Genomic DNA, 23,037 nt, shown 5'->3' with positions numbered 1-23,037 from the left:
TCTCAATACCTCACTTTCTTCTCCGCAACCATGCTCAACTGCTGCTCCTCAAACACATCAATATAATCCACTGTCTCCCTCGGAACAATGACCAGCTTCCCTTCCTCACACCGGACCGTCAAAAGCGTCCCCGCCCCGAACCCCAGCTCTTCCAGCCACAGCCCCTTCAACATGATCGTAGGCGTGGGCTTATAATTATGCCCGCTCTGCTCATACACCTTAATCTTCCGAACATCCTTCTTCATCTATATCCCGTCCCTTCCACCGGCCCGCAGACCGGACTATCCATTGCTTCTCCGTCACTGAACTAACCCTGGGATTTTACAGAAACCGCTCCAGGCGCAACAGCCCGTGCCTCTCCCTGTAAAACAGAACTATTTGTTTCCGAACGAAACGATATGCCATCTATAAAAATCAAAAACTCCGCTACACAAAAACTTCAAAACCATCACAACAATATGGGCGCTGTAAGTTCCCCGGCTTTCCGTAAATAAATCTCATTTGTTCCCATGGTACAGAAACACAGGTTTAACCCTCCCATGGCGCCCGGTTCACATTAAACCCGGCCGAAACCTGTCAGCCAGTATTACAACGCCCCCGTTGCAACCCGTCAGCATTTATAAGGACTTCGGACCTTCAAATCCATCACCAGAGGATGGTATGGTTGCTTTAATCGCTATCAGACTTTCATACTGCTGGCCAGCAATATATGTACGGCTCCCGGACGGAAACCAGAAATGCGGTGATTCCGTTTACCCTTTTGAGGGCAAAAAAATAAGGGGACAAGTTAGTGCAACCCCTTGATTTTACTGGGTTCCTCTAACTTGTCCCTATTATAACACGGTCATCTGCATCTAAAGTGTCTGGCTCTGTGAGGACTGTTATCTGTAAATTCTTTACATCACTCAAGGCTTCCTGCTTGTATTTCGGACAGTAAAGAGGATAGTTTTTTAAAACCGTATCTTCTCTGATTCTGTCACGGGTTTTGCCGCCGCAAACAGGGCAGCGTATCCATTCAGTTCTTTTCATTATTGTCCAATTCTGCTATTTCTTTCTGCTTTTCCATGCTTTATAAATCAAGTTTGCAATAGGAAGCAGAATACAGATCATTACAAACCATTCTGGAAAATGCGGCATATCCTTTATCCCCCTTTCTCTAATGGATTTGCATAAGTACAGCTATCAGTACGCTGCCTATGCCAATTAAAAATCCCATGATGATTCGTTTCGCAGAATAACTGTATATTCTCTCTGGTTGGTTTCGGTCATAACGAACGGTAATCGGTGTTCCTATTTTGGATGTTAAAGGTACTTGTATGCGATTTTTAGATACAATGTTTCTGTCATTAACCCGATAGGAAATCTCTGCCAATTTTGCATTACGCCACTTTTCATTCATCGGATTTGTTGATTTTATGGAAACAATCGTTCCATTCGTTTTCGTTGTCTTTCCATGTTTTGCGAGAAAAAGAATACAGTTGAATAAGGCAAAGGAAAACGATACACCCGCTATTATATACAAGACTATTACATCACGTTCCATATGAAAACCTCCTATGTCAAATCACTTTTTTCAAAAAACCGAATTGACAGAATGGCTGATATTGAAAAGGCGGCAAGACTGATGATAATGCTTAAAATTGCTATCGTTATTGTTGAGATACTGTCTAAAAAGCTAAATCTTACTGCATTTTCTGGTTTAAACAGAAAGGCAAATAAAACAGGGGATGCCATAATAATTATGACAAATACAAATTTTGTCTTTTCGTATCCCAATTTATACAAAGCAGGAAAATAAAAAGATAATGGTATCGTGATTACCAAAAAAGTGATAGCCGCCATTCTTATATCAAATGTTCCTAATTTCGGGAAAATGATTGTGTCAATCCCAAAAACCAAACAGCAGGCCGCATAAATAATCAGACAAAAACAGTATTTTGAAAGCACAATCATTTTTCGGGGATAGGGCAATGCACAAAGCAGGGTAGTTGCCTTTGGATACTGGTATTCTTTTAAAGAAACATACTGGGTCAACATGAAAATGCTAAAAATAACAGTGAGCGTAAATCCCATTGCCCCCGCCACTTCTGGCATCCGCCAAAGCATAATGGGCGGAATCAGAAATGACACGATAAGCATGATGCCTACATATTTCTTTACAATCAGAAATTCTTTTTTCACTAAGCTAATTAACATCTTTTTTTCTCCTTTCCACATTCGCAAGCATGATGTCCTCTATTGTGGGTCTTTCTGTAAGAACATCCTGCATATGCTCCATAACATCAGAACCCTGTTTTGTGATTCCCGTAAAGCCGAAAGCACTTTCCTCAATGTTCAAAAAATATTTTCTTGTATCCGTATTCAGTTTTTCAGTGCTTCCCTTTATGATTCGGCAGCTGTCAAGCAACTGGTCTTTTTCCTCTTGAAAAACAATCTCACCGCCATCAATCATAATCAGCATATCTGCAATCTTTTCCAAATCGTTAAGGAAAGAATCGAAGGTGGTGCAAACGAAAAAGCAGCTTTGATCTTTCGATAACTGCCCTTTCGTTTGCATCAGTTTCGATTTTTCCTGGTTGAACAAAGGCGCGTCTGGGTAGCCGCTGTATATGGGCTTTCAATTTTGACGCTCTTTGCAAAACAGTATGTTGGATACCTGTGCATATGGAGAGGAATTTTTAAAAATCATTTCCAGCGCACCACGAATAAGCCCCCATAGGAAGCTTTTTTTAAATATTCAGCTACTGGTATTCAACATAATAAGTGTGGCTCAAGTCTTATGCAATACCTGCCAGATGGCAGAGGAATGATGTTCCCTCCGCAGGATGAGCATTTGCAGACATCCTTGTTGTAGAGCAGCTTGATAATAGCGGGCACATCAAGAGCCTTAAGTCTGGAAATGTATCTCTTACAGCCAAGCAGGTTGCGGCATAGTGTAATCTTCCTGTTTTTATTCCGGGAAGAAAGCAGACCGTAATGCCGGATCCGCACAAAACGCTTGGGAGGAACATGCATCAGAAACCTCCTGATGAATTCCTCCCCGGAAAGTGTGAGTTCCTTCCACTGCCCATGGTTTTTGTAATCCTTCACAGTAAACGTAACCGTGGAATCCGTCATACCCTTTATGCGGTAGTTGCTTATGGCAATCCTGTGGGTATATTTGCCAAGATATTTGATAACAGACTCCGCACCATGAAATGGCCTCTTGCAATAAGGAATCCATTCTTTGGCATAGCACGCGTCCAAAAGCTGTTTGAAAGCATAATGATTTTTGTAAGGTTCCGCTGTTCCATAGAACTCCAGCTTTCCATCCACCCATAGCTGTTTTAGCCCGGCAAGATACTTGCCCCGAAAAACCTTGGAAAGGACCTTGACAGGGATAAAAAAATCCTCACCGTTATCCTTCCAGTGGTTCTTAGCATCCAGACCTCCGCCTAACACGATGGTGTGGATATGGGGATGGAAATTCATTGCACTTCCCCAGGTATGGAGAATGCAGATATAGCCTATGTCTGCCCCAAGATATTTTTTATCTCTGGCAAGTTCGCTTAAAGTATCGGAGGCAGCATGGTAAAGGGCATTGTACAAAAGCTTCTGGTTGCTGTAAATGACGGGATTAAGTTCTTCCGGTACAGTGAAAACCACATGAAAGTATGGGGCGTCCAGTATATCCTCCCTGCGGGCATCCACCCATTTTTCCCTCGGGAACTCCTGACACATAGGACAACACCTGTCCCGGCAGGAATTATAATGGACGGAAATACAGCCGCAGTCCATGCAGACGCTTACATTGACACCAAATGCGCCGGTTTTGCAGTTCATGATGTGATAAACTGCTTTCTGCTGTGCTGCAGACAGTCCATGGGTTTTCTCATAGTCAGGATAAAAGCGGTTAAACACATCCTGTATCGTGCAGTTTTCGCTCATGACTCACCGCCTTCCGAAACATCAAAAGGGCTGCGGATTCCAAGCAGCGTTTTGTTGCTTACATGCAGATATACATCTGTAGAGCGGGGATCGACATGGCCAAGAAGTGACTGGATATATTTGATATCCACCCCGCTTTCGAATAAGTGACTGGCAAAACTGTGACGGCAGGCGTGGGAAGACACGCGGCGTATTATGCCGGCCTTTTTAGCGCTTGCTTTGAAAAACTGGTTAACGCTTGAAATATCGAGGTAATCCCCAGTCCATGAACTCGGGAAGAGAATGCCCTTTGGTCTGCCACACTGAAACCAGTATTCGGTAAGCAGGTCGAGATTCCTCTGGGAAAGGATCGTATATCTGTCGATGCGGCCTTTTGTTTCCCGGACATGAATGGTCATGTTAGTACGGGAAATATCATCATAGTGCAAATGGAGAGCCTCAGATACACGCAGCCCGGAAGAATACATGGTAGCGATGATGGCCTTATGCTTAAGGTTATCAGTCGCTTCAATGACAGCATTGATCTCCTGTGGCGTAAGCACAGTTGGAAGATTCCGCTCACGCTTCATGGCAGGGACTTCCTCGTCATCCCAGGCAATCTTCAGGACTCTTTTGTAGAGAAACTTGATAGAGGAACGATAGTGATTATGAGTTTCAGGGGATCTGCCCTCCAGACGTTTCATGGTAAGAAAGGCCTCTGCATCCTCAAGCGTGAGGTCAGTAACAGGCTTATTGGTGCAGCGCAGGAAATAGCTGACATTACTGCAATACAGTTGAATTGTCCGTTCTCTAAGGTTGCGTTTTTCCGCAGCATGGCGGATGGATTCAAAAATATCTTCGTACATAAAAAACCTCCATGATAAGTAGTATTGAGTGTTTAAAGTGACGTCTACTTACCAGGGAGGTGCATTGGCATCATAATTCCGGTTGCGGAAGACACCAAAAAATGATATTGTATTCATAGGCAGTGGAGGTCTCCGTATTTGATTGTTTTGTGTGGTAACTTAACAATACCGTATTGCGGAAGATTTTTCCACTGCTTTTATTTAGAGGAACGTAAAAACTGCGCCACAGCCCTGGCAGGCCATCGCGCAGCGATTTTGTTCAATCGGAAGTAATATGTGTAGAAAAAAATACGCCCTTTCCACCTTTGCCCATATAGTCCTTTAATATATTTAAAAGCCAGCTTCGGACTAATGGGTCAAGACCGCTTGTTGGCTCGTCCATGATAAGCAGTTCCGCTTTATGGGAGAGTGCCAGAGCTAAAGCGTATTTCATCCGCATTCCTTTTGACAGGGTATTGATTTTCTGTTTCGGATTCAATGAAAACTGTTCCATGTAATCTATAAAGTCCTGTTCGCACCAATTCCTGTAAGCAGGGGCAATTACATTTTTCATTTCTGAAAGCGTTAGTTCATCATAAAAACATCCTTCATCAAACACAATGCCAATGCGGTCTTTTATTTTACTTTCATTCCCATCCATGTCCATGCCAAAAAACTTTATATTTCCAGACACCTTGTTTGTAAGCCCTAAGATGCTTCGGAGAGTAGTAGTTTTTCCCGCTCCGTTGATTCCGACAAATCCCGTGATACAGCCGTCTGGCAAATAAAAGGAGATGTCTTTTAAGGCAAAATCACCATACCTTTTATTTAATCCAGATACTTCTAAAATGTTATCCATTCAGTTTTCCTCCTACTCGTATAAAATGTCCATCATGGCATTTAATTCATCTTTACTAATGCCCAAAGATTTCGCCGTCTGAATCATATCAAGCATTTTTTTCTCCACAAGCCGCCGCTTGGAATCCCGCAATAATTCAATGTTGCTTGTAGAAACAAAAGTGCCGATACCGACTTGGCTTGTTACAAATCCCTCTTGTTCCAACTCATCATAGACTCTTCGTATTGTTAAGACGCTGACCTTTAAATCATTTGCAAAGGCACGAATAGACGGAAGTGCATCACCCTCTACTAATTCTCCTTTTAAGATTGCGTCTTTTATCTGGTCTTTGATTTGTTGGTAAAGGGGGGCTTCCGATGTGTTCGATATTACAATCTTCAAATATCCTGCCTCCTTTAATGTGATGTTAACACATGCACATTATATACATACAGCACTTACATGTCAATATTATTTCTCTTTTTTCTAAACCCTCATGCCCCACATTTGGCACCACCATAAATGAAACTGTGCAAGCGATAGGTTATTGAATTTGTTTTTGCCATTGTCTATACTATAACCAACGGCAAAGATCGTTTTAATTTTGGGCCTGCAGCCCGTTTTCTAAACTGATTTCAGGTACTCTCATTTGCACCACCACCTGTCCAGCCTCTTACGGCAAAAGGACGTACAGTAAAATGATAACAGACAGAGTACCATGCCGTAAATTTACCCAGGAGGTGCCTTTATGGATAGAATTTACGACAATTGTTGTGGTATTGACGTGCACAAAAAACTCATCGTTGCCTGCTTTCGAAAAGGCAATAAGCAGGAGATACGGGAGTTTGGCGCAACAACCAGAGAACTTCTCGAAATGGCTGACTGGCTCAAAGACGGCGGCTGTGAAATGACCGCAATGGAGAGCACGGCATCTTATTGGAAGCCTCTGTATAACATCCTTGAATCGTCCGGCCTGAACGCTATGGTGGTCAATGCCCGCCATATGAAAGCTGTCCCAGGACGCAAGACAGATGTCAGGGATGCTGAATGGATTGCGGATCTTCTTCAGCATGGGCTGCTCCAGCCCAGTTACATCCCTGATAAAGAGCAGCGGGAACTGCGTGAGCTGGTCCGTTACCGCAAGAGCCTTGTTGGTGAACGCACCAGGGAGCTCAACCGCCTCCAGAAGATGCTGGAAGGCGCCAACATCAAGCTGTCCGGTACTGTGTCGGATATCAACGGCAAGAGCGCGCGCAACATCCTGGAGTATCTTCTCACCGGGGCGTCCGTGGATGGACCGAAATATGATGAGATGTATGAACAGAAGATCATCGCCCATAATCTCAAGGCCACCAAGGAGCAGATCATAGACGACCTCAATGGTGTGATGAGCCCTCTCCAGCGCCGGATGATGAAGGAGCTTCTGGCACACCTGGACGAGCTTAATATCCACATCAAAAATCTGAATGATGAGATTGACAACTTCATGAAGCCGGAGGAAAAACAGGCTTCCCATGCCATCCAGGATGTGACTGGTATAGGGAATACCAGCGCGCAGGCCATCATTTCCGTCATTGGCACGGATATGGAACGTTTTCCTACGGACAGGCATATCTCGTCATGGGCCGGATTATGCCCTGGTGATAATGAAAGCGCCAGGAAGAGGAAGTCCGGCAAGACCAGAAAAGGGAACTCCCTTTTGCGGACAACCCTGATTACCTGCGCGCATTCAGCTGTAAAGAATAAAAAGTCCTATTTCCATGCGCAGTTCATGAGGATCAGCTCCCACAGGGGAAAGAAGAGGGCCTATGTCGCAGTTGCCCATTCCATGCTCATAGCCATTTACCATATCCTCAAAGACGGAGTGGTGTTCAAGGATCTTGGAGCTGATTATTATAACCAGTTCAACAAAGAACGCAAAATCAATGCGTATCTGAAAAAGTTAAAAGCACTTGGTTGGGAAGCCCCGGTAGTTGCCGCCTGAGTCTTCCAGACAGGGTCAAAAACTTCTTTTAAGCTTGATAGGGGCAGTCTGCGCTTTTTTGGCTACCCGGAAGATTATGTTTCACAGTAAAAATACCTATATGTCTTCCAAAAAAAACGACAGAGCCTTTACACTCTGCCGCTTTGTCTGCCTATGCGAAAGTGATTTCTTCGTTCACAATCTCCCTCGCACAAGCTCTTATGCTGTTGAACCGTCCTAATCACCAACCCCCACTTCAAGTGGGGGTTTGAAAAACGCCCCCAAGGGCTCTGTTACTGCTCGCCTGAAAGGCGGGTATCGCAAGCTTATACTACTTGCCTCCGCTAAAAAGCGGCTCCCTCACTTTCTTCTTTTTGGGACTCTTCTGACTGATCCCGGATATATTTTTTTATGGCATCCTCTGTTACATTTCCTACCGTTGCTACATAATACCCTCTTGCCCAAAATGCTTTATTCCATTTGCTTTGTTGCTCCGGATGCCTGTCATATATCATTAGCGTACTCTTCCCCTTTAGGTATCCCATAAAATTTGAAACACTTAGCTTTGGCGGAATACTTACGCATATGTGTACATGGTCGGCACACACTGCTCCTTCTATTATTTCTACTCCCTTGTATCTGCACAATGTACTTATTACTTCTCGTACATCGAGCTTCAACTGACCGAATAATTTCTTTTTTCGGTATTTAGGTATAAATACAATATGGTACTGGCATTTCCATCTTGTATGTGATAAACTTTTACTGTCCATTTGGACCGCCTCCTATTCTTGAGATTGGCTTGCGACACCTTTCTCATATTAGCATAGGAGACTTTTTTAAGGTATCCTCTTTGCTACGGCTTACTCTATTCTCCCCAGCATAGCTGGGGGATTGGTGTTTTCATTGAATGTTACACCGTTTTCCATTATCATAGAATTCATCATACAGTCCCTTATCTTTGTTTATTCGCAAACTCAAGCATCGGTGTACAAGGGGTACAAACAAGATTAAAAAGAAATGTTAGATTTGAAAGTAAGTAGAGTGGCAAAATCAAGAGTGTTCAGATTTTCCACTCTACTTGAACGTGGTCGCTGGTTGCGCTGATTGAAATAATCAGGCCGTCAGCGGCTTTTCTTTTGTCGTCAAAGTCAATGCTGTCCCAGTGGTCAAGGAAATAGGAAAGCTCCTGTTCTTTTTGGGGTGACATTGCTTGAAATTTGTTATTTCAAAACCGCCGTAAGGCTACTGCATTTTGTTTTGGCGCGTGAATATCCAGCCGCCGAAACAACGGTTTTTTTATATGCCGTTGTTTCGGGGCTCATTCGTTTTATTCTAAGAATATCCTTTTTAGCAAGAGTAACAACGAAATTGTTTTGTCCCCAATTTCTATCCTTCTGATACTGAGCAATATATTTTAATTGCTTCATTAAAAAAATTAGCCAAATTTCCACAGCCAAATCTATTTATATATGAGGAAAAACGTTCATCTGAAATATAGAGTTTGCCTAAATATGAAAGCATTTCTTTGTTACAACTATAAAAGTGTTCTGAAATGTAGTCTCGCCATACTTGCACAATTTGCTGAACCTCTTTGCAAGCGGGAGATTGCGTTTCATATAGCGCAAGTTTTTCAAATATCGTTTGCGCCATCGAAAGAAACCTTTCCATTTCTTCATTTTGGATTTTTTTACTTTTTGTAGAAAACATAGCTTCAAACTCTTTAAAACTATGAGTTTCCCCCCATTTTTCCAAAATTTCCGCTCTGAAGCTCTCCTGTAATTCAACTATTTTTGAATGTGAAAATGCGGAAAAGGAGTTGACTTGCTCTCCACTAATTTCTGCTTTTACCAGTTTGACTAAAGCATCTATCCGCTCTCTTTGTGCTTCTAAAATTGCAAGTTGCTTTTTTAGCACTTCAGATCGATTGTAATATGGAGAGTTAAGTAACTCTTTTATTTCTTTTAGAGCAAACCCCACTTCACGAAAAAACAGTATTTCCTGCAATCGACTTAAATCATCTTCTGTATATAAGCGATACTTCGCATCCGTAAGCATAGTAGGTTTTAGCAAGCCTATTTCGTCATAATAGTGGAGCGTTCGTATTGTTATACCGGATAATGTGGCTACTTCATGGACAGTCATAGGCTTATTATTCATTCCAAAAATCCTCCGAAACTTCCAAAATCTCGCTTGCGGGCAATAAGGTTGCTTCAACAATGCTTTTGCCTGTCTTTTTCAGATAATGCTTTACTAAATGATACCCACAGGCATATCCTGCACAATAAGGCAAGCCGACAGCCGGATAGCTTTGCAGATTTGCCATTTCATCTCCATACAAATAGGCATTAAGATTTTCAAGGCCCTGTACATTTAATCCATCATAAATAATCGGTTTGATATATTCGTTTAAGGTTTTTATATCAGTTTTAGTTACCCACGGCCCCGCTTTATCTTCGCCATATAAATAAGTTGCAAAATTTTCAGCAAGTCCTTCGCTAACCATCATTTCGGCCAGTGTAATGTCATTTCTCCATCGAATAAATTGAAATCGAATATTATGATTGACTTCATGTGCAAGAGCAACTGGCAACCGCTCCAAAGTATATTGATTGGGAACAAGCCATGCAAAAATATAGCCGGGAATACCTCCATCGCCACAATACCCTTCATTAAGTGAAATATAGGGACTTTCGGGATCTGCTAACAAAATTGTAAAAAGATATTCCTGTACTGGTACTTCAATACCACTGTTTGCAAAGCAATCCAAAGATTTCTGAATAGATTGTTGACAAGCAGTCCACAGTAAATCAGAAGAAATTTGCTCAATATTTTTCTGCTGGGATTTGTCTACTCTATTTGGAGCAATATGACCAAGCATACTGCTTGCCATTATTACATCATATCCATTAGGCGTTGATGCTTTCATTGGGACACTATAACAGTCCCATTTTTTCTTGAAAGGCATCATTAACTCATAACGATAGATGTCATTTTTCTTTTCAATGGACGCATTTGCGATTTTTTGATAAACGCCGTCAGAACGAATATACTTTACTTTCATTTTAATCATCCTTTCCTGTTTTCTCTATAATACACTATGACGTTACGTGAAAGTCAAGCGTGTAGAAGTTGTTTTTGCCGTTCAATATAAAATTAAACAGTCATTAGTATGAAATATATAATCGTTCAAATAATAACACCTGAAATGTAAAATTACATTAGGTGATATTATGAAGATTGAGAGAGATGAACGACGATTTGATTTTCACGATATAGGGCTCGCCATCAAGCGAGCGTGGGAGGCTGCTGGAATGACGCAGGAGCAACTGGCCTATATTGTTGACCGGGCTCCGCGCACCATCATGTATAACGAGAATGACGGCCAGCCCCCCAGCCTCAATACCTTTTATCAGATGGTGACAATGTTTGATATATCGGTAGATCAATACTTCTATCCGTCCAAGAACAAGGGGAGCGAATGCAGAAAGCGGATTGACGCCATGCTCAACGCCCTGGACCCAAGCAGAGTTCCGGTGGAAGTCTCCGTTTGTTTATAAGTTCGCACCTTAAGGTATAAAGTAATCTTAAAGCTTCTTCGCCAGCATTTGTCAATACATTGTATCTTTTGCATGGCCTGCTATATCTTTCTGCGGTATAATAAGGATAACTATGCCAAAGAACTTACCGAAAAAAGCGATCTGAATGAAACCTATTTTGAGGTGCAGGAGCCTGCTTGGACGGACGGATTTTCCAATATCCTGTGTCCGGCTGTTTGCAAACGCTCTGTCTGATATGAGCGTACATTGCCAAGAGATCTAAAAGCCCTCTCACACACAAAGGCAATGTACGGCCAGAGCAGACAGAGTGTACGCGAACCGTCCGAACACAGATATGGAAAATCCGTCCGTCCAAGCAGGCTCCTGCACCTTAAATCGTCCCCCTCACCAAAATCTACCACCTATAATTAATCCCCGTAATCTCAAACCCTCCATTCACCACCCCAAAAGTAATACTAGCGCTCCCCTCCGCATCATAGTCCATTAGGGTAAACCCAGCCATACTAGCAGCCAAATCCTCCACATCCGCCTTCTCAATAGAACTCTGCATCCCCTCCGAAAACACCTCATCCGGATCAAGGGCCAAAAAGGCCTCCTTCGTCTCCACTACACCAACCTCGTCCAGTCCAACATAAACCGGAAAACCCGTCAGCTCTGCAAGCTTCCCCAGATCCTTCTCAGCCACAGCCTCTTTGATCAAAGCCGCAAAATCCGCAACCTCACCCATATCCGCATCAAAATTATCCAAATTACTATCCGGTTCCGTCATTCCATCCTCAGAAGCTTCCACCTCATCTCCTGGTTCTGCTTCCTCCTTTGCAGGAATCTCCTGTGCATCCTCCGCCTCATCTTCCGTCTGCTCCACAGCCGCCGGAGTCTCTTCCTCTTTCTTCTCATCCCCCTTACAGGCCGAAAGTCCCATCACTAAAACCATTGCCACTGCCAAAATAAATCCTCTTCTTTTCATATCCATCATCCTTTCCTTATAAAGCAATCTCAAACTCCACCTCACCCATACTACCGGGCGCAATGGCGTATTTTTCAAATACAATCACCGGATTCCCCTTGTCATTCACATAGAAATCAGGTTCTGCCTCAATCGTTTCAAAACCGCCCTCCTCCGCTGTAAAGAAGGACTCACCCTTTTTTGTCCGTTCCTCAATCTGGGCGCGAATGCTTTCGTTTGCCCTCTCCATATAGTCCGGCCCCAGAAGATCTCCAAGCGTCAGAAATTCACAGCTGTCCAAATCCAGATTATAAAAACGAGTCTCAGCGTAAGCGCTCGTCCAGCTCTCAGTCCCCTTTACCACAAACGACAGAATCTTCTCCGTCTGATTCTTAATCTCATACCATACATTGATACGGATATCATGCTCCGCCCATTCTTCTTCTGTGCCTCCGGTTTCCAGGAAGGCCTTTTTATACTCCTCAGCCCTCTGGACAGCTTCACGCTCATACTGGGCCGTCATTTTCTCAATCTGCGCATTCACCTCCTCTGACAGGCTCTGTCCGCTCTCGCCTAGAGCCACACCTGGAATCTCTGCGGCAATCTGAGTGTCTCCTTCTGTTTTTTCATAAGAACGGATCGTCAGAATCCGTGCAAGCTCTCCAACCACAGGCAGCTTCTGCGCTTCCATTGCAAAAGCCTCGCTGGTATTCAGCCCAATGACAGTCGCTGCGGCGAATGCGGCCGCCATTCCCATGGCCCATTTGTACACCTGCCTTTGTCTGCTTCTAAGAAGCCTTTTTGCTCTCTTTTTCCGGGATGCTTTGACAGCCTCCTGTACCTTTTCCTCCAAAGCCTCCGGAATCGGGATTCCTTCATAAGTCTCTCTGCTCTTCTCCAAGTCGTTCAAATCTTCATTCCCTCCATTTCCACACGCAGGGCCTTAAGACCCCGATAAAGCTTCGCCTTCACCGTATTCAGATTAAGCATTGTAACCTCCGCAATCTCCTGCAGGGACAATTCCTCATAAAACCGAAGCCGGATGATATTCTGCACCTCCGCCGGAAGCCCTTGAATCCGTTCATACAAGTCCTCCCTGCCGGCGTATTCCGGATCGCAGACGCAGGCTTCCTCGTCCAAAGGCTCCGAAAGCAGCAGTTCCCTGCGGCTTTTCCGAAGAAAGCTCATGCTCTCGTTTGTCAAAATCCTGTAAAACCAGGTCTTTAACGCATGGATATCCCGAAGATCCGCCGCATGCTCCAAAGCCTTACAGACGGCATTTTGCACCACATCCATTGCGTCCTGCTCATTTTGCACATTCGAATATGCAATCCGGTAAAACTTTTTTTGATTTTCTAAAATGTATTCCACAATTTCTTCAAAATGATCCTGCTGCATTTTTCCCTCCTGACTGCGCAGCCCTTGTCTCTTTCACCAGTACAAGTTATCAAACAGTATTCTTTTATAATGATGTAAAAAAGCTTTTTTACCCTTTCATATGATAGACTATAGAATCCTTGGAAAAGTTGCAGACTTTATAAAAAAACAGCATTGCATAAATAACAGTGAATCCTGGCCCGGATAGCGGGCGCAGGATTCACTGTTATTTATACCTATAGGATAACCATTCTGTACCAGGCAGACATTTTCCTTATTCCGCCTTGGCTTTGCATACAATGGCTGTAAGATACGCTTCTTCCCTCTTTGGAAGAAAGATGGAAAACACCGTCTTCTCTCCCGATGCCACCTTCATATAGCCTCCCTGGACCCGGATAATTTCCCTTGCCAGATAAAGGCCAAGCCCTACTCCTTCCTCCTCCCGGTTCTTAGGCGAGCGGTAAAATCTCTGAAAGATCTTTGGAATATCCTCCTCCGGAATTCCCTTTCCATGATCCGTCACATCAATCCGGTAAAAGAGCTCATAAGCACGCCCTTCTATAAGAACCGTATCCCCATGGAAGGTATACTTGACGGCATTGTCCAAAAGATTCCACAAAGCCTCCCCGTCCACTTAGGGTCAAACCAGGCCAGATCCGTCCCCTCCTCAACCTGCCATGCAAGGCGTACTCCCTTTTTCTCTGCAAGAAAAGCGCCTTCTTCCACAGTCCCTGCCACAAGCTCACGAACGGAGTTCATCTTGGGAGAAGGGCAGATAATTCCATGTTCCAGACGGGAACCCTTGATAAGGGATGTAATAAGAAATTGAAGCTTTTCCGCCTGCAGGGTAAGCTGCCGGGAAAGCTCTCTTGATTCTTTTGGCACCTGCTCCCCAAGGAGGCCGGCATACAATACCAGATTGGCGATAGGCGTCTTCGTCTGATGGGAGATATCTGCAATCAGTCCGTGAATTTCTGCTTGTTCCTTTGAAAGCCTCTGTTCCTTTCCTGACTGCCGGCTAAGATACTGGCAGAGCCTTGCTTCAAAGGAAGAAAGGCGGCTTTCGTCATAATGCTGCTCTTCAAAGCTTCCGTCTATGGCTGCTTCCAGCATTTGATCCATCCGATCCAGATGACGGTGGATCCTGCTTCTCTGTACAAGGATACAGACGGCCAGCGCTGCCGCAATGACAGCAAATACGGCACAGAGGATCGTCTCATTATCCATGGGTACCTCTCTGCATGCCTCCTATACGCTCATCCGACCAGGTATAGCCGATCCCGTAGACAGTTTTGATGTATCTGGGGGCAGAGGAGTTATCCTCCAGTTTATCCCTGAGACGCTTGATGGTGACGGATAGGGCATTTTCATCTACATACTGGGCGCCGTCGGTCCAGATGCGATCCACAAGTTCACCCCTTGATAGGGTGAGCCCCCGGTTCTCCACCAGAAGCTTTAGGAGCTTCTGTTCGGTTTTACTAAGCTCTATGCGCTGGTTTCCTTTGATAAACTCCATACTGGAGAAGGAAAAATAAAACTTTCCTGCCTGGTATACCTGCAATCCGCCCCGGCGCATTTTCCGCATCTGGGTGTTGATCCGGGCTCTCAGCACCATAAGGCTGAAGGGCTTGGTGATATAGTCGTCCGCCCCAAGCTCCAGTCCGGTGACAATCTCGGTTTCCAGATCATTTGCCGTGAGTATCACTACCGGCGTCTCCTGCTTTTCCTTAATCTCCGAAAGAAGCGTAAGCCCATTGCCGTCCGGCAGATTCAAGTCCAGAATCACCAGGGAAATCTCTTGACGCTCTAAGGTTTTCCTGGCCTCTGCCAGATCATGGGCCTGTAAAAACAAATAGCCTTCCGCTTTTAATGCCAGGGCAATGCCATTGCTTAAGGCTTTATCATCCTCAACAATCAAAATCTTTTCCATTTGTTATGCTCCTTCTTGCTGTCTGATGTACCAATGTTTCGATTGTAGCGGAAGAATTTTGAAAAAGGATGATTCTTTTCTTAAGAATTCTTAAATTTTCCGCTTCATCCCGCGCAGCAGCTCCTTCATCTCCTTCTCCACCCGGTAGGATTCTGTAATCTTCTGAATGGCCTTATTGTAGGTCCAATTATCCAGCTGGTTGTTCTTTAAATACTTCATGCTTTCTTCCGGGAAGTGCACAAAATAGACGGACACGGCCCAGGCTACAGCCATACGCACATAATAAGCATCACTGTCAATGGCGTCAAAGGCTGCAAAGGCCTTTTCAAGATAAGCTTCCTCCACAAAATGGCTCAAAAGCATCACAACCCCGAAACGAAGCTCATACTCCTCCTTGGACTTCAGATACGGCTGAAGGAACTCCCATACTTCTTCCTTGTGCTTCTTCGCCTCCTTAAAAGAGCCGCAGAAGATATCACAGACCGCCCAGTTGTTAATGCGCGGAATAAATTCCCGGGTCAGCTCAAGACGGCGGTCAAACTCCATCTTAGCCGAGGCAGTCACCAGCCCCTGAAGCATATCCTTCTCATACCACTCCCGGTCATTTTCCAAAAGAAAGGCCTCCCAGTCCCCCTTCGCAATCTCCTTTGCCAGCTTGCGCAGATCTGGTACGCGCACTCCCAAAATATTGTCAACTCCCGGAAGAAGTCCTCCATGGAACTCCCTGTATCTGCCGTCCGCAAGCTCCAGAAGGCGTCTGCGAACCGCCTCCTTATTCAAGCCATAAGCCGCTTCTTTTGTCATATCCATTTGATTCCCCTCCGATTCCACAGGCTCTCTTCCAATCGCATCAATACCCTTATTACAGCTTTACGCCTTCCAGCTTCAGCAGATACGCCTTGATATCCAGCGCCTTATTCTTCCCGGCATACCCGGTAAGGCTTCCATCCGCTCCAATTACCCGGTGACAGGGAACAATGATCGCAACGGGATTACTCCGGTTCGCCATTCCCACCGCCCGGCTTCCTTTCGGACAGCCAATCGCTGCCGCAATTTCCCCATAGCTTCGAGTCTCCCCATAGGGAATTGCAAGAAGCGCCTCCCAGTCACGCATCTGAAACTCTGTCCCGTGGAGGGAAAGCGGAAGCTCAAACTGCTTACGCTCCCCTGCAAAATACTCCAGAAGCTGACGCTTCGCCTCAAGAAGAAGCTCCGTCTCCTCCTCCGGAACATCCCCATTCTCCGAAGAAGCTCCAAAAGAAAGGCTGCAGATTCCCTTCCCGTCCTCCACAAGCTCCAGCTCCCCCACAGGCGTCCCAGCCATACACTTTTTCTTGTTAAATATAGTTGCTGCTTCTCGCTTCGTCATAATAAATCACATTCTCCTGTCTTAAAGTAATCTTCCCCTCATCCACATCCAGAATCGAAACCCCGCAATTCTTATGCACGCCCCCATTCCAGAAATCCTTCAAATCCGTAATGGTGAAACTGCTCAAAAGCCCCTTCACCACAGCTCCATGGCCAGACAGCAGAATCGTCTTATCCTGGTAATCGGGATGATGAACCAATTCCTGCAAAAACTCCGTAGTCCGCTCACAAAGATGCCGGATAGACTCCCCTCCCTCCGGCGGCACATACGCCCCTGGATTCAGAAAGAAATTCCCAAAATCCGGATCCGGAATATTCCACCCGTCCTTATGGCAGCAGAGCCCCTCAAAAGGCCCAAAAGCAATCTCCCGAAGACGCTCATCCGGAATAATCGGAATCCTGCGCTCCCCCCGGATAATCTCCGCCGTCTGCCTCGCCCTCTTCAAAGGACTGGTAAAAATCACATCAAACTCCACATCACAAAGCCCCTCCGCCGTAAGCTGCGCCACCTCAATCCCATTCTGATTCAGCGGAATATCCGTAGCCCCCTGCAAAAGCCGCTTCGTATTCCAATCCGTCTCTCCATGACGAATCAAATAAATCACCATCGCATGATCCACTCCTCACATCCATATTTTCCAAACAAAAAATCCAGCTATCCTCCAGTATAGCGGACTTTAAACCAGAATACAAGATTTTAAAGTTTCATAAAAACCACTCCACCCATTCCCAAAACCAGGGACAGCTGAAAAATAAGTCCTGCGCCTGTTCCAATATCCAGTGTCCGGCTGTTCGCGTACACAGTGTCTGATATTGGCGGACAAACGTCAAAGCACACAACATGCCATAACAAAACCACGTTCGTACGACAAGAGCAGACACTGTGTACGAGAACCGTCCGAACACAGATATGGAACAGGCGCAGGACTTATTTTTCAGCTGTCCCGTCCGTCATACTTCATAGGCAATTCCCCAAAATCACTCTCCAAAATCGCATCCCTCACCTCAGGACTAAAAATCCCATCATAATACCGAGAAAAGGTGCTCCAAGAATTCACCAAAAATTGATTATGGCTGGTATCCGACCGATTAATATGCAGGCTGTGCTTTTGAAGCCCTCTGCCCGGTCTTGTTCTCCTCATTCTGCTGCTCTATGCCGAAGGCTCTTCCCTGGGACATTTCCGCAGAAACAAACGGACTATAAGCACCATTGCGAACACATAAGATCCTGCCAGGCTCATATGGCAGATGGATTGAAACAACGCTGTCATAGCCTTCCCTCCTTATAATCCTCAATCATCTGTTCAATCTCCGCCACCTGCTCTGCTGACAGGCGTTTCCGTTCCATAAAAGCAGCAATCATTTTCGGAAGAGAGCCGTGAAAGGCTTTCTCCACAAACTCCTCCCCCCGGCTTTGCAGGTAAGCCTCCCGGCTGATAAGCGAGGTTACGGTTGCCTTCTCATTTTTGAAAATGCCCTGTTCGCAAAGCTTTTTTAAAAATGTATAGGTGGTAGATTTTTTCCATCCAAACCGGTCGCTGCAAAGCCTTACCAGCCGGCCGGAACCCACCGGCTCCTGCTCCCAGACTAGGTCTGCAAACTTTTCTTCCGCCTCTGTCATTTGATACATGGTACACCTCCCCCAATTTTTATCTGATAATAACGCTTCTGAGTTCTCGATACAGTAAAAGGTCGGTAAATTATAGACCTCATCCTCAAGAAAAGTCTATAACACACCGACCTATTTGTCAAGATGAAAACAAAAAAATGAATACAGCCTCTTTGTAACTATATAAATGTTACACCAGCAGATTCTCCGCCCGATTCACAATATAAAACCCTTTGGAATTCAAGCTGTCCGCTCTGTTGTAAGTCATAACCGTTCCGTCCATCTGCCGGAATACGGCTCCGGCTTCCTCCGCAATGCACTGCATGGCTGCAGTATCCCATTCCATTGTTGGATTAAAGCGGTAGTATATATCTGCTTTATCTTCCGCTATCAGGCACCCTTTCAGGGAGCTTCCCATCTTCACCAGGTTCTTAAACTGATATTTTTCTATCAGTTCATTCATCTGCGCACACTCGTGGGAATTGCTTGCCACAACCCTGAGAGAGGCTGTATCCGTATGTTCCGACACCTTCAGCCTCTTAATTTCCCCGTCCGATGTTCTTTTATAAGCCCCATACCCCCGGGCTGCATAATACAGATCGCCTGCCGCCGGCACATAGATAACGCCCATCACTGCCTCATGCTTATACGCCAGGGCAATATTAACCGTAAACTGTCCGTTCCTTTTTAAAAACTCCTTTGTCCCGTCCAGGGGATCGACCACAAAGCAGAGATCCTGTTCCAGCCTCGACTTATTGTCCTGTTCCTCTTCCGACAAGACCGCATATTCCGGAAAGCCTTCTCTTAATGCCTTTATGATAATCTGGTTGGCCGCTTTATCCGCTGCTGTCAGCGGAGAGCGATCCTCCTTATATTCCACCCGGACCGGCGCGGCTTCCCTGTAGATCTCCATAACCGCCTTTCCGGCTTCCACGGCCGCAGCCTTCGCCGTTTCAAGCTCCTTCATCCATTCCATGAAAAAATCCTCCCGTTTAGAGCTGTGTAATATCCAGACGCCGTAAGCCCCTGATTCCCTTCAGCGCTTCAAACCGCTCTGCATCAATAAAATCAGCCACAAACTCCGTCTCAGGCTTGCGGCAGATTTCTTCCGGAGTCCCGATCTGCTCAATGCTTCCCTCATTGATTATCAGGATCACATCGGCTGTTTCCATAGCCTCCTCCTGATCATGGGTTACAAAAATGCTGGTAATTCCCACTCTTTCAATCATCTCCCGAAGCCAGGCACGCAGCTCCGCCCGTACCTTTGCGTCTATGGCCGCAAAAGGCTCATCCAGCAGCAGGAGCTGCGGATTGGGCGCAAGGGCCCTGGCAAAGGCCACACGCTGGCGCTGGCCGCCGGAGAGCTGATGGGGATAGCGCTTCCCTAAGTCCTTCATGGAGATCAGTTCCAGAAGCTCCCCGACCCGGTCTTTGATCTCCGCCCGGCTTTTCTTCTGGACCTGCAGGCCGAAAGCGATGTTATCCGCCACAGTCATATAGCGGAACAGCGCGTAATTCTGGAATACAAACCCGATTCCCCGCCTGCTTCCCTTCAGATCGTTTACCCGGACTCCGTTAATCAGGATATCCCCGGAATCCGGCCGGTCCAGGCCTGCAATCATCCGCAGAATCGTTGTCTTTCCGCTTCCGCTGGGCCCCAGCAGCGCCGCCATATGCCCCTTCTCGATTCCAAAGGACACATCCCTGGATGCATGAAAGCCGTCAAAAGTTTTATTTACATGTCTCATTTCTACATACATGGCATTTGTCTCCACTGCAAAATTACTTTCTCTTCCACTCCACAATATTTCTCGCTATGAGAATCAGCACCGCCAGAACCACCAGGATCGAGGATACTGCAAATGCCGCCGTTGTGTTGAATTCATTGTATAGGATCTCCACATGAAGGGGCAGGGTGTTTGTTTTCCCCCTCAGATGGCCGGAGATTACCGAAACTGCCCCGAATTCCCCCAGGGCCCGGGCCGTGCACAGAATGACTCCGTAAAGCAGCGCCCATTTTATATGAGGGAAGGTAATCCGCCGGAAAATCGCAAATCCCCCCGCCCCCATCAGAGCCGCCGCCTCCTCCTCGTCCTTTCCCTGGGCGTTCATCACCGGAAACAGTTCCCGGAACACAAAAGGAAGGGTTACAAAAATGGTAGCCAGAATCACGCCCGGAACGGCAAATACGATTTTTATCCCGTTTGCCTTCAGGAAGGCTCCCATCCATCCCACATTTCCAAAAGTCAGGATGAATAACAGGCCGGCAATCACCGGTGAGATGGAAAAAGGAATATCAATCAGTGTTGCCAGAAGCTGTCTGCCCCGGAAATAATATTTCGATAAAAGATACGATGCGAAGATTCCGAATACGGTATTGGCTGCCGCTGCACAAAGGGCTGCGGCCAGCGTAAGCTTTAAGGCCTTCTGCGTATATTCATCCAGAACCGCCTCCATGTATGCATCCCATCCTTCCCGGAGGGCATTGGATATCACTACAATCAGGGGAAGAACCAGCATCAGGAACAGAAACAGCGCGCTTACGCCGATCAATATATACTTCATCCCATGGCCGGACGCCTCACGGGGCGGTTCTATCACCTTTCGTATGGAATTGATTCCATCCCCCACGGTATCCTGCTCATAAGTTCTCGCTGTCTTCTTTGACATCATCATTCTCCTATTAAAAGTCGCTGCACAACAGCACGAAAGGGTAAAGCCGCTTCGACACACTGGTTATAACTTACTGAATCTCTGCATATAAATCTGTGCGGAATTAATCCCAAACATCAAAACAAAGGATATCACCAGCAGCACCAGCGCGATTGCCGCTGCATCTGCGTATTTGTACTGCTCCAGCTTTGTCATAATTAAAAGGGGCGCAATCTGGGTCTTATAGGGAATATTTCCGGCAATGAATACCACGCTTCCGTACTCCCCGATTCCTCTGGCAAACGCAAGCCCGAACCCGGCCAGAAGCGCAGGAAACAATTCCGGCAGTATCACCCGGAAAAAGATACAGGCCCTGCCTGCCCCAAGAACTGCCGCCGCCTCCTCGTACTGCCGGTCCAGCTTCTCCAGCACCGGCTGCACAGACCTCACCACAAAGGGAATTCCCACAAATATCATGGCAATCGTAATTCCTATACGGGTATAGGCAATCCGCACTCCCGCCTTGGCAGACAGCGCGCCGATCCACCCCTTGTCGGAATACAGATACGTAAGGGAAATTCCAGCCACTGCAGTGGGAAGGGCAAAGGGCAGCTCGATGAGCCCGTCCATAAGACGCTTCCCCGGGAAATCATAGCGCACCAGCACCCAGGCCAGAATCATGCCAAATACGCCGTTTACCGCTGCCGCAAAAAAGGCACAGGAAAGGCTGACCGCATAGCCGGAAACAACCTGCCGGGCAGTCACTGCCTCTATGAACTCCCGGATGCCGAGACGTCCTGCGCTTAAGAAAATAGATGCAAGCGGAATCAGCACCAGGCAGCACAGCATAGCCAGCGTCACGCCCAGGGAAAGCCCGAAGCCCGGAATCACCCTGACCCCTCTCTTATTTTTTACCTTTACAATCTGCTGTTCCATAAAGCAGAGGTTCCTTTCTCACTCCTGTCCCGAAAGAAACAGGAATCATTTTCCAAATCCTTCATCCGCCGTAGATCTGATCAAACACCGCGCCGTCGTTAAAATATGCATCATATGCGGCGTCCCATCCGCCAAAATCTTGGATGGACACAAGCTCCATATCCAGGTTGAACCGGCCGGAGAATTCCTGCAATATCTTCTCATCCGAAGGACGGTAATAATTCTCGCCCGCAAGCCTCTGGGCATCCTCGCTGTAGAGATATTCCAGATAGGCTTTGGCAAGGTCTTCCGTCCCGTGCTCCGCTGCATTGCTGTCCACCACTGCCACGGAAGGCTCTGCAATTATGCTGATGCTGGGAGTTACAATCTCATACTCCCCCGGATACTGCTCTATGGAAAGATAAGCCTCATTTTCCCAGGCGATCAGCACATCCCCCTGGCCGTTTTCCACAAAGGTATTGGTGGCCCCTCTTGCTCCGGAATCCAGAACCAGCACATTTTCATACAGTTTTTTCAGAAAGGCTTTTGCCGCCTCCTCATCGCCGCCGCTTTGCTTCATCTCATAGGCCCAGGCCGCAAGGAAATTCCAGCATGCGCCACCGGAGGTCTTCGGGTTGGGCGTGATCACCTGGACTCCTTCCTCTGCCAGATCCCCCCAGTCCCTGATTCCTTTTTCATTGCCCTTCCGGACAAGAAATACAATGGTTGACGTATAGGGCGCACTGTTGCTGTCAAATTCTTCCATCCACCCCTCCTCAATGAGTCCCGCTTCCTCAACAGCCGTAATATCCCGGGCAAGGGCAAGCGTTACCACATCCGCCTCATTTCCCTCTATCACAGAACGGGCCTGGGAGCCGGAGCCTCCGTGGGACTGGGCCACGCTTACCTCCTCGCCTGTCTTTTCCTTCCAGTATTCCGAAAACAGCTCATTATACTCTGCATAAAACTCTCTGGTGGGATCGTAGGAGACATTCAAAAGCTCCCTGGCGCCGCTTCCTTTTTCTGCGGCTTTCCCTCCGCATCCGGCAAACAGCGCCGAACATGCCATTGCGGTTAACAATATTCCTGCCGCCATTCTTTTTTTCATAAATCTCTCCTCTTCCTGGG

At 46.3% G+C, this 23,037-nt stretch carries 28 protein-coding genes and 1 pseudogene; 2 read left to right on the top strand and 27 right to left on the bottom strand.

Annotated features, from left to right (window positions below; all coding sequences use genetic code 11):
* Window positions 1–2 precede the first annotated feature (2 nt).
* The 9 genes from VV089_RS06585 to VV089_RS06545 all read right to left on the bottom strand — a co-directional run bounded on the left by VV089_RS06585 (window position 3) and on the right by VV089_RS06545 (window position 5,991).
* A complete protein-coding gene (locus VV089_RS06585; RefSeq protein ID WP_016220797.1) occupies window positions 3–245 on the bottom strand; it encodes a SymE family type I addiction module toxin in 243 nt (80 codons plus the stop codon).
* A 574-nt stretch (window positions 246–819) separates the two neighbouring features.
* Complete coding sequence (locus VV089_RS06580) at window positions 820–1,029, bottom strand: cysteine-rich KTR domain-containing protein (protein ID WP_334335348.1); 210 nt, start codon at window positions 1,027–1,029, stop codon at window positions 820–822.
* Between the two features lie 127 nt (window positions 1,030–1,156).
* Entirely contained in the window at window positions 1,157–1,543 is a 387-nt protein-coding gene (locus tag VV089_RS06575) for a DUF3592 domain-containing protein (protein WP_334335347.1), read from the bottom strand.
* Window positions 1,544–1,554: 11 nt separating this feature from the next.
* Window positions 1,555–2,196: an ABC-2 transporter permease gene (locus VV089_RS06570; RefSeq protein ID WP_334335346.1), complete on the bottom strand. Its 642-nt coding sequence runs from the start codon at window positions 2,194–2,196 to the stop codon at window positions 1,555–1,557.
* On the bottom strand, window positions 2,186–2,584 hold the full coding sequence (locus VV089_RS06565; protein ID WP_334335345.1) for a hypothetical protein: 399 nt from the start codon (window positions 2,582–2,584) through the stop codon (window positions 2,186–2,188). Before VV089_RS06565 ends, VV089_RS06570 begins: the two co-directional genes overlap by 11 nt.
* A gap of 167 nt (window positions 2,585–2,751) precedes the next feature.
* Window positions 2,752–3,927 carry an IS91 family transposase gene (locus VV089_RS06560; RefSeq protein ID WP_334334785.1) on the bottom strand — a complete coding sequence of 392 codons (1,176 nt, stop codon included), beginning with the start codon at window positions 3,925–3,927 and terminating at the stop codon, window positions 2,752–2,754.
* Complete coding sequence (locus tag VV089_RS06555) at window positions 3,924–4,772, bottom strand: tyrosine-type recombinase/integrase (protein WP_172544120.1); 849 nt, start codon at window positions 4,770–4,772, stop codon at window positions 3,924–3,926. The genes VV089_RS06560 and VV089_RS06555 overlap by 4 nt, the downstream gene beginning before the upstream one ends.
* A 259-nt stretch (window positions 4,773–5,031) precedes the next feature.
* Window positions 5,032–5,610 carry an ABC transporter ATP-binding protein gene (locus VV089_RS06550; RefSeq protein ID WP_334335344.1) on the bottom strand — a complete coding sequence of 193 codons (579 nt, stop codon included), beginning with the start codon at window positions 5,608–5,610 and terminating at the stop codon, window positions 5,032–5,034.
* 12 nt (window positions 5,611–5,622) lie between these two features.
* Window positions 5,623–5,991, bottom strand: a complete 369-nt coding sequence (locus VV089_RS06545) for a GntR family transcriptional regulator (RefSeq protein WP_334335343.1) — start codon at window positions 5,989–5,991, stop codon at window positions 5,623–5,625.
* A 346-nt stretch (window positions 5,992–6,337) separates the two neighbouring features.
* Between VV089_RS06545 and VV089_RS06540 the strand changes: the two genes are divergently transcribed.
* On the top strand, window positions 6,338–7,573 hold the full coding sequence (locus tag VV089_RS06540; protein WP_334334736.1) for an IS110 family transposase: 1,236 nt from the start codon (window positions 6,338–6,340) through the stop codon (window positions 7,571–7,573).
* A 323-nt stretch (window positions 7,574–7,896) separates the two neighbouring features.
* Here VV089_RS06540 and tnpA read toward each other — a convergent pair whose 3' ends face one another.
* From tnpA to VV089_RS06525, 3 genes are all read right to left on the bottom strand, one after another.
* Complete coding sequence (gene tnpA / locus VV089_RS06535; protein ID WP_334335342.1) at window positions 7,897–8,325, bottom strand: IS200/IS605 family transposase; 429 nt, start codon at window positions 8,323–8,325, stop codon at window positions 7,897–7,899.
* A gap of 616 nt (window positions 8,326–8,941) precedes the next feature.
* The gene (locus VV089_RS06530) at window positions 8,942–9,712 is read right to left on the bottom strand and encodes a MerR family transcriptional regulator (RefSeq protein ID WP_172543986.1); all 771 of its coding nucleotides are present in this window, start codon (window positions 9,710–9,712) and stop codon (window positions 8,942–8,944) included.
* Window positions 9,705–10,616 (bottom strand): DUF2268 domain-containing protein, encoded by a 912-nt coding sequence (locus VV089_RS06525; RefSeq protein WP_172543987.1) that lies wholly within the window; start codon window positions 10,614–10,616, stop codon window positions 9,705–9,707. The genes VV089_RS06530 and VV089_RS06525 overlap by 8 nt, the downstream gene beginning before the upstream one ends.
* Before the next feature lie 250 nt (window positions 10,617–10,866).
* Here VV089_RS06525 and VV089_RS06520 point away from each other — a divergent pair, with 250 nt between their 5' ends.
* On the top strand, window positions 10,867–11,112 hold the full coding sequence (locus VV089_RS06520) for a helix-turn-helix transcriptional regulator (RefSeq protein ID WP_442891491.1): 246 nt from the start codon (window positions 10,867–10,869) through the stop codon (window positions 11,110–11,112).
* Between the two features lie 394 nt (window positions 11,113–11,506).
* Here the strand turns inward: VV089_RS06520 and VV089_RS06515 are convergent, their stop codons facing one another.
* The 15 genes and pseudogenes from VV089_RS06515 to VV089_RS06445 all read right to left on the bottom strand — a co-directional run bounded on the left by VV089_RS06515 (window position 11,507) and on the right by VV089_RS06445 (window position 23,017).
* Window positions 11,507–12,079 (bottom strand): hypothetical protein, encoded by a 573-nt coding sequence (locus tag VV089_RS06515; RefSeq protein ID WP_334335341.1) that lies wholly within the window; start codon window positions 12,077–12,079, stop codon window positions 11,507–11,509.
* A gap of 16 nt (window positions 12,080–12,095) precedes the next feature.
* A complete protein-coding gene (locus VV089_RS06510; RefSeq protein WP_334335340.1) occupies window positions 12,096–12,968 on the bottom strand; it encodes an RsiV family protein in 873 nt (290 codons plus the stop codon).
* Window positions 12,965–13,456, bottom strand: coding sequence for an RNA polymerase sigma factor (locus VV089_RS06505; protein WP_334335339.1), 492 nt, complete (start codon window positions 13,454–13,456; stop codon window positions 12,965–12,967). The genes VV089_RS06510 and VV089_RS06505 overlap by 4 nt, the downstream gene beginning before the upstream one ends.
* A 253-nt stretch (window positions 13,457–13,709) precedes the next feature.
* Window positions 13,710–14,042: a sensor histidine kinase gene (locus VV089_RS06500; RefSeq protein WP_334335338.1), complete on the bottom strand. Its 333-nt coding sequence runs from the start codon at window positions 14,040–14,042 to the stop codon at window positions 13,710–13,712.
* A complete protein-coding gene (locus tag VV089_RS06495; RefSeq protein WP_334335337.1) occupies window positions 13,994–14,662 on the bottom strand; it encodes a sensor histidine kinase in 669 nt (222 codons plus the stop codon). Before VV089_RS06495 ends, VV089_RS06500 begins: the two co-directional genes overlap by 49 nt.
* Window positions 14,655–15,365, bottom strand: a complete 711-nt coding sequence (locus tag VV089_RS06490) for a response regulator transcription factor (protein ID WP_172543993.1) — start codon at window positions 15,363–15,365, stop codon at window positions 14,655–14,657. Before VV089_RS06490 ends, VV089_RS06495 begins: the two co-directional genes overlap by 8 nt.
* Before the next feature lie 90 nt (window positions 15,366–15,455).
* The gene (locus VV089_RS06485; protein WP_334335336.1) at window positions 15,456–16,175 is read right to left on the bottom strand and encodes a DNA alkylation repair protein; all 720 of its coding nucleotides are present in this window, start codon (window positions 16,173–16,175) and stop codon (window positions 15,456–15,458) included.
* 52 nt (window positions 16,176–16,227) lie between these two features.
* Complete coding sequence (locus tag VV089_RS06480) at window positions 16,228–16,734, bottom strand: methylated-DNA--[protein]-cysteine S-methyltransferase (protein ID WP_334335335.1); 507 nt, start codon at window positions 16,732–16,734, stop codon at window positions 16,228–16,230.
* Window positions 16,703–17,341, bottom strand: a complete 639-nt coding sequence (locus VV089_RS06475; RefSeq protein WP_334335334.1) for a histidine phosphatase family protein — start codon at window positions 17,339–17,341, stop codon at window positions 16,703–16,705. The genes VV089_RS06480 and VV089_RS06475 overlap by 32 nt, the downstream gene beginning before the upstream one ends.
* Before the next feature lie 659 nt (window positions 17,342–18,000).
* Window positions 18,001–18,363 carry a BlaI/MecI/CopY family transcriptional regulator gene (locus tag VV089_RS06470; protein WP_334335333.1) on the bottom strand — a complete coding sequence of 121 codons (363 nt, stop codon included), beginning with the start codon at window positions 18,361–18,363 and terminating at the stop codon, window positions 18,001–18,003.
* 169 nt (window positions 18,364–18,532) lie between these two features.
* On the bottom strand, window positions 18,533–19,318 hold the full coding sequence (cysQ, locus tag VV089_RS06465) for a 3'(2'),5'-bisphosphate nucleotidase CysQ (RefSeq protein WP_334335332.1): 786 nt from the start codon (window positions 19,316–19,318) through the stop codon (window positions 18,533–18,535).
* 55 nt (window positions 19,319–19,373) lie between these two features.
* A pseudogene (locus VV089_RS06460) lies at window positions 19,374–20,102 on the bottom strand (sulfate/molybdate ABC transporter ATP-binding protein); the annotation flags it as partial.
* 22 nt (window positions 20,103–20,124) lie between these two features.
* Window positions 20,125–21,012, bottom strand: a complete 888-nt coding sequence (cysW, locus tag VV089_RS06455) for a sulfate ABC transporter permease subunit CysW (protein ID WP_172543997.1) — start codon at window positions 21,010–21,012, stop codon at window positions 20,125–20,127.
* Between the two features lie 66 nt (window positions 21,013–21,078).
* Window positions 21,079–21,930 (bottom strand): sulfate ABC transporter permease subunit CysT, encoded by an 852-nt coding sequence (cysT, locus tag VV089_RS06450; RefSeq protein WP_334335331.1) that lies wholly within the window; start codon window positions 21,928–21,930, stop codon window positions 21,079–21,081.
* Between the two features lie 61 nt (window positions 21,931–21,991).
* Window positions 21,992–23,017, bottom strand: a complete 1,026-nt coding sequence (locus tag VV089_RS06445; RefSeq protein ID WP_334335330.1) for a sulfate ABC transporter substrate-binding protein — start codon at window positions 23,015–23,017, stop codon at window positions 21,992–21,994.
* Window positions 23,018–23,037: the final 20 nt, after the last annotated feature.

Source organism: Candidatus Merdisoma sp. JLR.KK011, assembly GCF_036941125.1.
Lineage (GTDB): Bacteria > Bacillota > Clostridia > Lachnospirales > Lachnospiraceae > Laedolimicola.
This window is presented reverse-complemented; position numbering and strand designations above follow the sequence as displayed.

Bases quoted from the DNA above. Each gene is read 5' to 3' on its own strand.
- VV089_RS06585 (WP_016220797.1), bottom strand. From the start codon at position 245: ATGAAGAAGGATGTTCGGAAGATTAAGGTGTATGAGCAGAGCGGGCAT.
- VV089_RS06580 (WP_334335348.1), bottom strand. From the start codon at position 1,029: ATGAAAAGAACTGAATGGATACGCTGCCCTGTTTGCGGCGGCAAAACC.
- VV089_RS06575 (WP_334335347.1), bottom strand. From the start codon at position 1,543: ATGGAACGTGATGTAATAGTCTTGTATATAATAGCGGGTGTATCGTTT.
- VV089_RS06570 (WP_334335346.1), bottom strand. From the start codon at position 2,196: ATGTTAATTAGCTTAGTGAAAAAAGAATTTCTGATTGTAAAGAAATAT.
- VV089_RS06560 (WP_334334785.1), bottom strand. From the start codon at position 3,927: ATGAGCGAAAACTGCACGATACAGGATGTGTTTAACCGCTTTTATCCT.
- VV089_RS06555 (WP_172544120.1), bottom strand. From the start codon at position 4,772: ATGTACGAAGATATTTTTGAATCCATCCGCCATGCTGCGGAAAAACGC.
- VV089_RS06550 (WP_334335344.1), bottom strand. From the start codon at position 5,610: ATGGATAACATTTTAGAAGTATCTGGATTAAATAAAAGGTATGGTGAT.
- VV089_RS06540 (WP_334334736.1), top strand. From the start codon at position 6,338: ATGGATAGAATTTACGACAATTGTTGTGGTATTGACGTGCACAAAAAA.
- tnpA (WP_334335342.1), bottom strand. From the start codon at position 8,325: ATGGACAGTAAAAGTTTATCACATACAAGATGGAAATGCCAGTACCAT.
- VV089_RS06530 (WP_172543986.1), bottom strand. From the start codon at position 9,712: ATGAATAATAAGCCTATGACTGTCCATGAAGTAGCCACATTATCCGGT.
- VV089_RS06525 (WP_172543987.1), bottom strand. From the start codon at position 10,616: ATGAAAGTAAAGTATATTCGTTCTGACGGCGTTTATCAAAAAATCGCA.
- VV089_RS06520 (WP_442891491.1), top strand. From the start codon at position 10,867: ATGACGCAGGAGCAACTGGCCTATATTGTTGACCGGGCTCCGCGCACC.
- VV089_RS06515 (WP_334335341.1), bottom strand. From the start codon at position 12,079: ATGAAAAGAAGAGGATTTATTTTGGCAGTGGCAATGGTTTTAGTGATG.
- VV089_RS06505 (WP_334335339.1), bottom strand. From the start codon at position 13,456: ATGCAGCAGGATCATTTTGAAGAAATTGTGGAATACATTTTAGAAAAT.
- VV089_RS06495 (WP_334335337.1), bottom strand. From the start codon at position 14,662: ATGGATAATGAGACGATCCTCTGTGCCGTATTTGCTGTCATTGCGGCA.
- VV089_RS06490 (WP_172543993.1), bottom strand. From the start codon at position 15,365: ATGGAAAAGATTTTGATTGTTGAGGATGATAAAGCCTTAAGCAATGGC.
- VV089_RS06485 (WP_334335336.1), bottom strand. From the start codon at position 16,175: ATGGATATGACAAAAGAAGCGGCTTATGGCTTGAATAAGGAGGCGGTT.
- VV089_RS06480 (WP_334335335.1), bottom strand. From the start codon at position 16,734: ATGACGAAGCGAGAAGCAGCAACTATATTTAACAAGAAAAAGTGTATG.
- VV089_RS06475 (WP_334335334.1), bottom strand. From the start codon at position 17,341: ATGGTGATTTATTTGATTCGTCATGGAGAGACGGATTGGAATACGAAG.
- VV089_RS06470 (WP_334335333.1), bottom strand. From the start codon at position 18,363: ATGTATCAAATGACAGAGGCGGAAGAAAAGTTTGCAGACCTAGTCTGG.
- cysQ (WP_334335332.1), bottom strand. From the start codon at position 19,318: ATGGAATGGATGAAGGAGCTTGAAACGGCGAAGGCTGCGGCCGTGGAA.
- cysW (WP_172543997.1), bottom strand. From the start codon at position 21,012: ATGTCAAAGAAGACAGCGAGAACTTATGAGCAGGATACCGTGGGGGAT.
- cysT (WP_334335331.1), bottom strand. From the start codon at position 21,930: ATGGAACAGCAGATTGTAAAGGTAAAAAATAAGAGAGGGGTCAGGGTG.
- VV089_RS06445 (WP_334335330.1), bottom strand. From the start codon at position 23,017: ATGAAAAAAAGAATGGCGGCAGGAATATTGTTAACCGCAATGGCATGT.